The sequence below is a fragment of the Bacillus sp. Bvel1 genome, from assembly GCF_014872755.1.
Taxonomy (GTDB): Bacteria; Bacillota; Bacilli; order Bacillales; family Bacillaceae; genus Bacillus; species Bacillus velezensis.
On sequence record NZ_JAAOBZ010000008.1, the window covers coordinates 637,804 to 650,342 of the forward strand.

Below are 12,539 nucleotides of genomic sequence, written 5' to 3' on the forward strand. Positions count from 1 at the left end.
ATTTTTTCTAGGGTTAAATAAATTGTCTTAGGCTTATTTTGAAGTTATTTTTTTTGTAAGTCTAATAAAGAGTTGAAATAAGAAGGAGTTAACGGTCCAAGAGATAGCACTTTATTGAGATCATAACGTTTATTACTTTTTAAAATCTTAGTATATTCAATATAACCAATTACGTAAACTAAATTAACAGAACCAAAACCTTTATTTCTTTTAAATTCATTATACAATTGTTTATTAGAACTAAATATTTTTTCAATTAATTTTTCTGCACTTTTCTCGCCATTTAGAAGCATTTCAAAAAAAATAGAGACCGGTATTATTTTTTTAAGGTTGTTAAGTTTAAGTTCATAACCAAAACCCAATTGATTTAATATCTGCTCGCTATAAACTGCCCACCCTTCTAAACCAATAGGATTGGTTAGAAAATCAAGATGTTCTTTAATAAATTTATACTTTATTGAATTAATATGATGGTGATGTCCAGGATAAATTTCATGCGACAAAAATGCATAAATGAACGATTCAAATTCTCGCTTGTCCGCATTGTATAATTTTGTCATCTCGTTAGAAATCAGTAATTTTTTTTCTATCTTGTTATGCAAATAGAAACCTTCTCTTGTTATATAACTAAATATATTAGGGAGCAATTCAATATCAAAATCTAAAGAATTATCCTGCTCAAAATGACTTTTTTTATACAATTTTTTTATATAATCATATATATATTTTGTAAGCCCTTCCTTTTCCTTGATAGTAACTATATTATTGTTTATTTCCGGGTACTCCATTTTATTTAATTGAGTTAATTCTTCAAGTAAGCATTCTTGTATATCATTCCGCCAACTACCTAGAGTATTTTTGGTTCCGTAACATTCCGTTAACAAATAGTTTATGTTTTCTATTTCAGGCCTAAATAGTTTTTTTTCTTTATTTAAAGATATACTGATCAATAATTTAATACACATATCTAATTGTTTCTTTATTCGCCAATCTTTTACATGAATTTTCATCAAATAAATTATCAAATCTTGAGCAAACTTTTGATCTTCTAAATTCACATTAATTTTTAGTTCAGACGCAGTAACCAGTGCTCTGTAAATATTCTCAACAGTATCTGAATTTAAATTTTCTTTATGGAAATATATCACCAGTGTTATGTACTTTAGATAACTATTTAAACTTCTTTTATAAGGGTTATCGTTTTTTAAAATATATTTTTTTAATTTTATAGAACGAAGTATTTCCTTTTTGAAAAATTCATCTTCTTTATCAAAGTTTTTTACAAGTTTTATTTCCTTTTCAAAATCATTTAATAATAATATCTGGTTCTCAAATCCTCCGACAGTTAAGTCCTCTAATTGAAGATGATTTAAAATTCCTCCGTTCAATCTAGATTGGATAGGATTTTTTATTCTCCACTTGTTAATGTGTTTAGATGCTATTTTTTTCAAGGCACTCTTACTGTTGCTCATTTAGGCATTCACATTTTTCATGTAGTTTTGATTTTTAAAAACAGCGTTAATAAAACAAATTGACATTAAGCATCTACCTATCCAATAAAACAGAAAAGCAATATAAACACCGTCTAAATGATATCCTAGTCTAACTCCTAGAAAATAAGCCAAAGGTAACTGGATAAACCAAATTGGTATTAAGTTTGCATACATTTCATTTTTAGTTTTTCCTAAGGAACGTAGTGTCCCTGATAATACACAAGAGAGAGCAATTATAGGAGCAGATATTCCAATTAGCACCACGGAGTTTTTGGTAACACTTACTAACTCGGGTATATTAGTGAATATACTTAAAATATTATTAGGGAAGATAATGAAAACTAAGCTAGGTACCAGTATTATTATGCATAAGAATAAAACACTTGTAGAAAAAATCTTCTTAATTTCTTCTTCTTTTCCCTCTCCCCAAGCTCTACCTATCAAAATGTTCCCCCCTATACCAAGACTCATTGAAAATGTGAAAATCAACATATCCAGTTGAAATGCAACTCTGCCTCCAGCAAGATATATAGCTCCCATTACTCCTAATAACCCGAATATGATTAAATTGACTATATAATCAAAAGTTGCTGAACTCATAGCAGGAAGACAAAACTTTTGAACTTCGAAAATTTCCCTAAAATTAACTTTATAGATAATTTTTTGTTTTCGGTATATGTTCTCCTTTTTGTAAACTATATATATATATATTAAACCACATAAAGTTGCTAAGCTACTACCAATTGCAGCTCCACATGCACCCATTCTAGGAAAAAAACCCACCCCGGAAATTAGAATATAACTAAAGATCACATTGGCTATATTTATAAATAGACTAGAAAACAAAATGTATTTTGTTTTCTTATAAGAACTTAATAAATCTTTTAATAATAGTAGAGGGATTAGAAAGAAGAGTTCAGGTAGTCGCATCGCTAAATACAAATAAGAAATTTCCGAGACTAAACTATTGCTATCAATTAAGCTAAATAAATATGGTGAGCAAGTTAGAATTATAACACTTGAAATTACAGCAATAATAATACTGAAAATAAAATTGTTAGCCAATGTATTGTATACTTTATCCAATCTATTTTCACCAAAATATTTTGCGGAAAACACTTGATTGCTAACCAAGGTTGCTGTAACAATAGATGTAAATAGAGAAAAAACTGCAGCACCTCCTGACACTCCGGCAAGTTGGCTGACATCTGTACGGCCTATTAAAATAGTATCAACCAAACCTAACAATATACTTGTGCTAGAGCTAACAAAAATCGGAAGTGATATTTTAGAGATTTCTTTTAAATAGTTTATTTTCATATCTTATCTCTACCTTTATTTGCATACCCTATATTTATTGTATAAATAACCTGTTCAAACCTACTATCTAACTCTAACAATTGATTATAAAATCCATCTCTCCCCGCAGGGGTTAAGTTACAATATAAATCAAATTGAGTCGCACCTAGAACCATTTTTTGACAAACCTGTCCTGAGTTTATGTAAACATTTCTTAATTCTCTATTATGCCTATATCTCCACTGTTTTCTTCTATAATCTACTGTAATAATTAATGCAAATGCTGAAGTTAAAGGTGACATCTGACCAATAAGAGCCTCTTGAACTTTGCCTCTGAAATCTCCTTTCGATTTGAGTTCAAGACTATGTTCACGTACATCATAAAAATATATACCTTGCTCTATTCCTTCAACGTCAAAACTCACTATATAAAAATCGAATGCATAACTAAGTCCATTTAAGAGATCTAGTTTATCCACTGAATTCCCTAATTCTTTCCTTTCATTTCGGATATCCTTCATTGAATAATACAAAAATTCGCTAAATGTTTTAAAAAGAATTTTTTTATTTATGAATTTTTCTACAGTAGTTCTTTTCAATAGAACCTCACCTAGGCTTTTATTCGTATCATGTGCCTGACCTTTTATAAGCTTAATACTCCTATCCGTGGAACTTTTAGGACTAAGCGGAAGACCATCCTCCTTTAAATACATATCTATAGTTTCTTTTCTTTTAGACTGATAGTTATCTCCTTCATCTATAAATTTTATACCTCTTGTCCAACAATAATAATTTAGTGATTCGTCCCAGTTTCTTTTATCCCAGTGTTTTATCAATGATGTACATGATTCTTCTCCTTCATATTCAAGGATGTTTAAATCAACAAGTTTATTTGATATTTCCTCTTCTAAACTATTATTTTCGATTTGAGAAATTAATTCTAATAGATCTTCTTTAGAAGTTTTATACTTTTTCATTTCTAGAGGATTAGAGAATTCTACTAAGTTATTTTCTAAAAATCTAATATTTGTTTTGTTTTTAAAAGTAAGGGCTGTTTTAAATTCACTGATCATTTTTCTCCTCCTATTGCAATACCCATAATTGCTCCTTCTTCTAAATAGTTTATACCCAAAATATTTTCTATCATTTCATCATCAATGCCTTGGTGTGGATAGATATGCATGCCCAAAAAATTTCCTGTTTTGCTTATATTCTCAACTATATGGCCTACATCCATAAATACCGTTCTAAAGGTTCTAGGCTCTCTATATCTATACATATTTCTTTCAAAAACCGATGTTATTACAATAAATGCATTTGGAGTAAACGGGGCTCTTAAAGGACCAGCAAATGCTTTTTTACAATAATCTTCTTCTGGAAGATCATTAATAAAATCCAAGGTTGAAGTTAAACTTGAGAAATGATAAATGCCCTTTTCTAGATTATCTATTGATAAGTTAAAAAGGTAGCCTTCTGAAGGATGTCTCGAACCACCCGATGGATTCGTTTTTTTGACCAGATCAGATACATTTTCCCATGTTATTCTTTTCTTTCTAAGTACTCCAAAAATTGAACTCATTAATTTCGTGATTGTATCAGCGTTTAATCCATCTTTATATGACACTGATAAATTTTTTAAAATATTAATCGGTGAATCAACTTTGATTTCTTTTCTCACTTTTTCGCATTTTTTTCCTCTGTTATGATCCATTTCCTTTTTAGCATATTCTTCCATTAAAAATACATCTTTTAGTTGTCCGTCTTTTTTATAATCTAAAAAAGGGTAATCATACGTTAATAAGTGATAATCAACTGCCTTATCCCATCCCTTTTTACTCCATTCTTCTATTACTTCCAAAGCCCACAAATGATTACTATTTTTCTTATCGATTAATATTTCTCTATGAAGTAAATTTTCAACTACAGAAATGAATTCAGATAGTTCGACGTTAATTTTTTGAGAGATCATTTTATAAGAATTATCTATACTCTCTCCATGGGAAAAAACTGATATTACCATGACTATCAACGTGTTGACCTTATTTCTCTTTTTGTTTAAGAGGTCAATCAATTCCCAACTATCATCATTAAATTTAACTCTTATCCCTGCATTAAGATATAATTTATCTTCTAAATTTAAATTAATCACATTTTCACCTACTCCACATTTCTTACTGGGATTTCAAGACCCGAAAAAATTCTTCGGATCTTGAAAAAAATTATCTGTTATACCAGGACTGTTGACGGAGAGCCATTGGCATTTCTGATATTTCTTCAATTTTAAAATCAGTCGCTTTAATGACTAGTTTGTTATTTTCCTTATTGTTCATTTTTTCTTTCGAAATATCTTCTTTGTAATTTTTTTTCATTTTTTTCACCTCCCTTTCACTTTAAAATATTACCAAATAAGTTATATACTTTCAACCGTTTTTTGAATACTTTGTTTAATTTTCCTATTCAGAAAACTAAATAAAAAAAAACATTGCTCCAAGTAAGCAATGTTTTTCACCAATATCACATTTTTTCTGGGGCAGAAACTCCTATCAATTTTAATGCATTTTTCATAGTTATTTGGGTAGCTTTCATTAAAGCCAAACGAGCTCGACTTTTTTCTTTATGATTAGGATCGATTACTTTTTCAGCATTATAAAAGCTGTGAAGAGCCGTAGCTAGTTCATAGACATAGCTAGTAATGCGATTTGGATTTTGTTTTTTTGCTGCATCACTAACTGAATCCGGAAATTCCCCAATTTTTTTTAGTAAGTCATATTCTTTTTCCGTATTTATATATGCCCAGTTACAATCAGTATCAGCAAATAGTTCTTCCTCTTTTCCTTGCCGAATTATACTACAAATTCTCGCATGTGCATATTGCACGTAATATACTGGATTTTCATTAGATTTGGCTACGGCAAGATCTAAATCAAAGTCAAGATGTGTGTCTGCACTCCGCATAGCAAAAAAGAATCGAGCTGCATCAAGACCGACTTCTTCAGTAAGATCCCGCATTGTTAATGCATTTCCTGTCCTTTTGCTCATTTTAACTTTTTCTCCATTTTTATGAAGATTAACAAGTTGAATAATTACTATATCTAACTTCTCCTTTTCGTAACCCAAAGCCTCTATTGCAGCTTTCATTCGAGAAACATAGCCATGATGATCTGCTCCCCATAGATTTATTAGTTTATCGAATCCTCGATCTATCTTATCTTTATGATAAGCGATATCAGGTAATAAGTAAGTGAATGATCCATCTTTTTTGATCAAGACTCGATCTTTATCATCTCCGAAATTTGTTGATTTAAACCAGGTGGCACCATCTTTTTCATATATATAATCTCTCTCTTTCAACACATCAAGACTTGGAGTTATTTTATTTTTTTGATAGAGTGAGGTTTCTGAAAACCATACATCAAATGAAACTCGGAAATTTTCCAAATCTCTTCGTAGTTTCCCCAACTCATGTTTTAACCCATACTCAAAGAAAAAGCTTCGTCTCTTACCTTCTTCTTCATGTAAATATTTATCTTCATATGCTTTTACAAGCTCTATTGCAATTTCTTTTATATCCGATCCTTGGTATCCCCCTTCCGGTAAACCCTTGTTGTGCCCTAAAGCTTGAAAATAACGTGCTTCTATAGATAATGAAAGGTTTTGCATCTGATTACCGGCATCATTGATATAAAATTCTCTCACTACATCAAATCCTGCTTTATCAAAAATATTACAAAGTGAATCGCCAAAAGCAGCTCCACGCGCATGTCCTAAATGAAGATCACCTGTAGGATTAGCTGATACATACTCCACTAAAATTCTTTTTCCCTTTCCTAAATTAATCTCTCCATAAGAATCGCCTGCTTTAATTACAACAGGAATAAGTTCTGTTAAACAATGATTGTCCATATAGAAATTGATAAATCCTGGTCGTACAATATCAACTTTTTTGATATAAGCTTTTTCTTTAACAAGGAGATCAACTATTTTCTCTGCGATTTGAAGTGGGGCTTTTTTTAATTTTTTAGCCAGTTGCATAGCAATATTTGTCGAGAAATCCCCGTTTAACTTGTCTTTCGGTTTTTCCAGTCTTATATTTAAAATATCAATATCATCTATTAAACCAGCCTCAATAACCGCTGAGTTAATTTCAATTTTGAGTTTCTCCTGTACCTGTTGTAGGATATTCATGAATACATTCCTCCTTCATAATCTAGCAATAAGGTTATGTGAATGATATGCAGTAGTGGATTTATACTATAGTGCATGTATCAAACTCCCCAAACTATAATTTTATGTGTTCCAATTCTCTTTATTATAATTTCTTATTACTGACTTTAAAACGTTTTAATTTTCTGATTTTCCTAATCTTCTTTATATTTAAAGCGGACTATTCCTCTTGATAAAGCAATAGCCCTGTGTCCGAAATATAAGTACTTCTTTATTGGAATATCAGAAAAGATATCTAGTTTCTGTTATTCCGTAATGCTCACTTCATTAAAAAAATCCATATCTGATTTAAATCTCATCGATAAGGTTAGTTTCCTTTATTTTAACAGATTAACCCAACTTAAAGAAAGCTGTTATATAAGAGACTTTAATTATTTCACAAACCCAAGCAGCATTTCACGGATCATCTTGCTTGCCGTGTTTGCGGTTTGTTCTGAGTGGTCATAGACCGGTGCCACTTCTACGAGGTCGGCGCCTTTTACGCTGACCTCTGAGCGCGCGATTTCATGGATGGACGCGAGCAATTCTTTAGACGTGATGCCTCCCGCGTCAACCGTGCCCGTTCCCGGCGCATGAGCGGGGTCGAGAACGTCGATATCGATGGTGACATAAACCGGGCGTCCCGCAAGCTGCGGCAGCACTTTTTTCAACGGCTCAAGCACTTCAAACTTAGAAATGTGCATGCCGTTTTCTTTCGCCCATTCAAATTCTTCCTTCATTCCGGAGCGGATGCCGAATGAAAATACGTTTTGCGGCCCGATGAGCTCGGCCGCTTTGCGGATCGGAGTAGAGTGGGAAAGCGGTTCGCCTTCATAATCCGTGCGCAGGTCGGTGTGCGCGTCAAAATGAATGATGGCAAGATCCGGAAACTTCTTATACATGGCTTTTATGACAGGCCATGATACAAGGTGCTCCCCTCCCATGCCGAGCGGGAACTTGCCTTTTTCTAGGATGCCGTCCACGTATTCTTCAATCATATCAAGGCTTCTTTGCGGATTGCCGAACGGAAGCGGAATGTCTCCGGCGTCAAAGAAATTCAAATCAGCCAAGTCACGGTCGAGGTACGGGCTGTATTCTTCAAGACCGATAGACACCTCGCGGATTCTCCCCGGGCCGAATCGTGAACCGGGACGGTAGCTGACCGTCCAATCCATCGGCATGCCGTAAAGGATGGCGTCCGCCTCTTTCCAGTCGGGGCGGCTCGCGATAAATACTTTTCCTGAATATGCTTCATCAAATCTCATCAATAATACCCTCGCTTTCCTGTAAAAAAGCGCAAGATTCGCTCCTGCGCCGTACGTTTTTATTTGATTAAGTCGCTCACAAATTTCGGAAGAACAAATGCTGCTTTGTGAAGCTCTTTCGTGTAATACTTCGTGTCGATGTCGAAGAAACGGCTGTCCTCTACTTCAAGCGGATCGTACTTTTTAGAACCGATCGTAAATGTCCACAGGCCGCTCGGGTACGTCGGGATATTAGCCGTATACAGACGGGTGATCGGGAAGATTTCTTTCACGTCACGCTGTACGTTTGTAATCAGTTCCGGTGTAAACCACGGGTTGTCCGTCTGCGCGACGAAGATGCCGTCTTCTTTTAACGCCTTGGAAATTCCGGCATAGAAGCCTTTTGAGAACAGATTGACGGCCGGTCCGACCGGTTCTGTTGAATCAACCATGATGACGTCATACTCATTTTCTGATTTCGCGATGTGCATGAAACCGTCATCGACTCTCACGTCGACGCGCGGATCATCAAGCTTGCCCGCAATGGACGGAAGGAATTTTTTAGAGTATTCAATAACCTTGCCGTCAATGTCGACAAGCGTCGCTTTTTTTACGCTTGGGTGCTTCAGAATCTCTCTGATGACACCGCCGTCTCCGCCGCCGACAACGAGAACGTTTTCCGGATTCGGGTGCGTAAATAACGGGACGTGCGCAACCATTTCATGATAGACGAATTCGTCTTTTTCAGATGTCATGACCATTCCGTCTAAGAACAGCATGTTGCCGAATTCTTCTGTCTCCACCATTTCCAGATGCTGAAATTCCGTCTGTTCCGTATGTAATGTTTGTTTCACCTTTAATGTAATGCCGAAATTCTTCGTCTGCTTCTCCGTATACCAAAGCTCGCTCAATTGTCATCTCCCTTTCAAGGCTTATTTCATTTATTGTAAGCGTCTGTATCGCTTTTATTCCGGTTAAAATCTCATTTTCACCTAAGGAAAAAGTATAGAGGATGGAGGGGAAAAAGTAAAGAAGTGTCCGGTTTGATATGTTTAAAAAACCCCCTTTTTTCACATAATAATAGAATCATGAAAAAGGGGGTTCCCAAAAGTGGATAAAGTATCTGGAAAACAGCTCAGAATCACGTTCAAAATCATCCGCGCCTGCATCTTTCTGACACTGATCGGCGGAATGCTGGCCGGCGTCTGCTTCACATCCGTTCTTCTTGCAGCGAAATGGCAGGGCGCCCCCTCCGTCCGGGTTCCTCAGTCTACGATTCTTTATGCAAATGACGGCTCAAAGCTAGGTGAGACCGATTTCGGGGAAAAGCGCTACTGGGTTCGGTTAAAAGATATCAATCCGACAGCGGTGCAGGCCGCGATTGCGGTGGAGGATCAAAACTTTTACAATCACCACGGTTTTGATTACCGGCGGATGGCCGCCGCCGCGCTGGCTGACATAAAGGCAATGGCCAAGGTTCAGGGCGCCAGCACCATCACCCAGCAATACGCGAGAAATCTCTACCTTGAGCATGATAAAACATGGAAACGAAAATGGAACGAAGCATTTTACACGATCCGCCTTGAACAGAACTATTCCAAAAACGAGATTTTAGAAGGTTATGTAAATACGATATATTACGGCCACGGCGCATACGGAATTGAAGCCGCCTCCCGCCTGTATTTCGGCAAACACGCCAAAGATCTGAACGATGCGGAAGCCGTGCTTCTGGCGGGCATACCGAAAGGCCCGTCCGGCTATTCGCCATATGTCAGTGAAAAGAAGGCCAAACAGCGCCAGGAAACCATTCTCCGTCTGATGGCCGGACAAAAAATGATCTCAAAAGAAAAGGCGGAAAGGATTAAGAAAACGCCGCTTGCCTATCAGCCGCTGAAAAGCAGAACCGCGGCAAAAACGGCGCCTTATTTTTACGATGATGCGATGAAAGAACTCGAGAAAAAGCTCGGCATGACGCGCGAACAGCTCGCAACGAGCGGATTGCGTGTTTATACAACGCTTGATAAGCGCATGCAGCGGATCGCGGAAAACACTGTGGCACATACGATCCGTACCGGCTCTGACATTCAGGTCGGCTTTTCCGCGATTGATCCGGCAACAGGGCGCGTGCTTGCGCTTCTCGGCGGACGTGACTACGAAAAAAGCCCGTTTGACCGGGCGACACAGGCGAAACGGCAGCCGGCTTCCACGATCAAGCCGCTTTTGTATTACAAAGCGATTCAAAGCGGCTTTACACCGGTCACGCTGATGAAAAGCGAAGCCACAGAGTTCCAGATTGACGACAACGGAGATACCTATTCTCCAAGCAATTACAACGGCTACTACGCTAATAAACCGATTACGCTGCTTCAGGCGCTTGCCTTATCAGACAACATTTATGCCGTGAAGACCCATCTCTTTCTCGGCATGAATAAGCTCGTGTCGGCGGCAAAGGAATTCGGCATCAGCGAACATTTAAAGCCCCTTCCGTCTCTGGCGCTCGGGACTGAACCCGTGCGCCCGATTGAGATGGTTAATGCCTATGCGATGCTCGCAAACGGGGGAAAACAAATCACCCCTTCCTTTATCACAAAAGTGACGGATACCGCCGGCAACATCTTGTATGAACAGCCGCGCGGACATCAGCAGACGCTTGATAAAAAAGCCGCTTTTGTGACGGCGAGCATGATGACAGGCATGTTTGATCAGGATTTAAACGGCTATACTTCCGTCACGGGACGCACCATTTCAGACCGGCTGACCCGGACGTACGGCGGGAAATCAGGCACGACCAGCGCAGACAGCTGGATGATCGGCTTTAATCCGGCTCTTGCCGCCGGTGTGTGGACAGGCTATGACAAAAGCAGCACGATTGATTCAGTAGAAGAAAAAAGCTATGCGAAGACGATTTGGGCGGACTTTATGGAGAAGGCGCTCGAAGGAGAACCGGAAATAGCGCTTAAACCGCCGAAGGGCGTCACGGGCGTCTATATTGACCCCGCTTCCGGCTACACTTCGGGACCCGGATGCGCCGCAAAGCATTACACGTATTTCATCGCAGGCACTGAGCCCGCGGATGTGTGCTACGGACCGGAACCGTCTAAAAAAGAAAAGGAACACGTCCCCGCCCGTAAAGAAGCTCCGCGCAAAAAGTGGTGGGATAAGTGGCTCGGCAAAAAAGACTGAGCCCGGTGCATTGCGCGCCGGGCTTAATCCGCGTCTTCCTCAAGCACCCATGGGAGCAAGAGTGAAAAGTCGAGATGGATAATAGGGTCAGGAAAACCCTTCGGTATAAAAAATGTTGTACTAGGCAAAGAAAACGAAAAGCGGATATCTCCCGCTCTCTCAATATGAAACTTCGGCCAGCCTTCCCTAAGCCTGCCGACAATCGGATAGCTGCCCGCATAATGATGCAGGCCGTTTTCCTTTCCATGCTCCCCCAAGTCGTGACAGACAGCCGGACGAATCCCAAACTGCGTAAACAGTCTTGTTTTCTCGGCGGGAAGGAGATTCACCGCCTCGGAAAAGTTCCGGCAGCTCCCGCAATCGCAGGGATCAGGCCATGATTTTTCATATTGTTTTCTCGTTTCCGCCGTATCTGCTTCAATGATCCAAGGCCCGATGTCAAAGACGGTGAACATGATGAAACCTCCGCGTAAACATGAAAAACCCCGAGTCTTGGTTCGGCTCGGGACTTTCCATGTCCTGATTCTGTATCAACAGTTTACTCAGTACAATTGCAAATTAGTGCAAATATTTATAAAGTTCACATAAAGTTCACAAATTATTTTTCGTCCGGAAGCAGACCCGTTTTCAATTCATCGGATGAACGTTCCCAGAGCCCTTGGTCATGCTTCTGCAGAAATTCAGCAAGCACCTGCTTTGAGCTGGCGTCCATTTTGTCCACGATAATGCGGCGCTTCATTGATTTATCCATTAAATTCACATGCTCCGGCAATGACTTATAGCCTCTGCGGATACTTCTGTCCACGGTCATTTCACAAGCCGTCACACCCGCGTAATAAGGGCCTTCTTCTTTTCTGTCGATGGTGACCCACACGAGCCAGTACGGTTTTCCGTTCGGCACTTCATCTTTGTTCGGCAGGAATTTGATGCCTTTTTCAACGACACTGCGGGCATGCATTGCGCCGATGTCAACGAAGGCTTCCTTCTCTTCCACATCGACAAATACCGGAGAAATATTATCAAGGCTCAGCGACCCGGCGCCAAAACCGCCATGTCCGTCGGTCGGATCACTTTTAATAATATTAAATCCGATTGTTTTCTTCTTTTTTTCTTCCAT

General features: G+C 38.3%; 11 protein-coding genes. 1 reads left to right on the forward strand and 10 read right to left on the reverse strand.

Features of this window, described 5'->3' with window-relative positions:
- Positions 1–44 precede the first annotated feature (44 nt).
- From HAP68_RS17565 to speE, 8 genes are all read right to left on the reverse strand, one after another.
- Complete coding sequence (locus HAP68_RS17565) at positions 45–1,472, reverse strand: DUF885 family protein (RefSeq protein ID WP_046341451.1); 1,428 nt, start codon at positions 1,470–1,472, stop codon at positions 45–47.
- Positions 1,473–2,813 carry an MATE family efflux transporter gene (locus HAP68_RS17570; protein ID WP_025853604.1) on the reverse strand — a complete coding sequence of 447 codons (1,341 nt, stop codon included), beginning with the start codon at positions 2,811–2,813 and terminating at the stop codon, positions 1,473–1,475. It lies immediately after the preceding gene.
- Entirely contained in the window at positions 2,810–3,865 is a 1,056-nt protein-coding gene (locus HAP68_RS17575; RefSeq protein ID WP_046341452.1) for a SagB/ThcOx family dehydrogenase, read from the reverse strand. Before HAP68_RS17575 ends, HAP68_RS17570 begins: the two co-directional genes overlap by 4 nt.
- Complete coding sequence (locus HAP68_RS17580) at positions 3,862–4,941, reverse strand: SagB/ThcOx family dehydrogenase (RefSeq protein WP_046341453.1); 1,080 nt, start codon at positions 4,939–4,941, stop codon at positions 3,862–3,864. The genes HAP68_RS17575 and HAP68_RS17580 overlap by 4 nt, the downstream gene beginning before the upstream one ends.
- Before the next feature lie 70 nt (positions 4,942–5,011).
- Complete coding sequence (locus HAP68_RS17585) at positions 5,012–5,161, reverse strand: hypothetical protein (protein ID WP_154018703.1); 150 nt, start codon at positions 5,159–5,161, stop codon at positions 5,012–5,014.
- A 145-nt stretch (positions 5,162–5,306) separates the two neighbouring features.
- Positions 5,307–6,977, reverse strand: a complete 1,671-nt coding sequence (argS, locus tag HAP68_RS17590) for an arginine--tRNA ligase (protein WP_046341454.1) — start codon at positions 6,975–6,977, stop codon at positions 5,307–5,309.
- Between the two features lie 410 nt (positions 6,978–7,387).
- Positions 7,388–8,260 carry an agmatinase gene (speB, locus tag HAP68_RS17595; RefSeq protein WP_003151054.1) on the reverse strand — a complete coding sequence of 291 codons (873 nt, stop codon included), beginning with the start codon at positions 8,258–8,260 and terminating at the stop codon, positions 7,388–7,390.
- 59 nt (positions 8,261–8,319) lie between these two features.
- Entirely contained in the window at positions 8,320–9,150 is an 831-nt protein-coding gene (gene speE, locus HAP68_RS17600; protein ID WP_003151052.1) for a spermidine synthase, read from the reverse strand.
- A gap of 199 nt (positions 9,151–9,349) precedes the next feature.
- Between speE and HAP68_RS17605 the strand changes: the two genes are divergently transcribed.
- A complete protein-coding gene (locus HAP68_RS17605; RefSeq protein WP_003151050.1) occupies positions 9,350–11,422 on the forward strand; it encodes a transglycosylase domain-containing protein in 2,073 nt (690 codons plus the stop codon).
- A gap of 23 nt (positions 11,423–11,445) precedes the next feature.
- Here the strand turns inward: HAP68_RS17605 and HAP68_RS17610 are convergent, their stop codons facing one another.
- Both HAP68_RS17610 and HAP68_RS17615 read right to left on the reverse strand, forming a co-directional pair.
- Positions 11,446–11,877, reverse strand: a complete 432-nt coding sequence (locus HAP68_RS17610; protein WP_003151048.1) for a hypothetical protein — start codon at positions 11,875–11,877, stop codon at positions 11,446–11,448.
- Between the two features lie 143 nt (positions 11,878–12,020).
- Entirely contained in the window at positions 12,021–12,539 is a 519-nt protein-coding gene (locus HAP68_RS17615) for a YwhD family protein (protein WP_003151045.1), read from the reverse strand.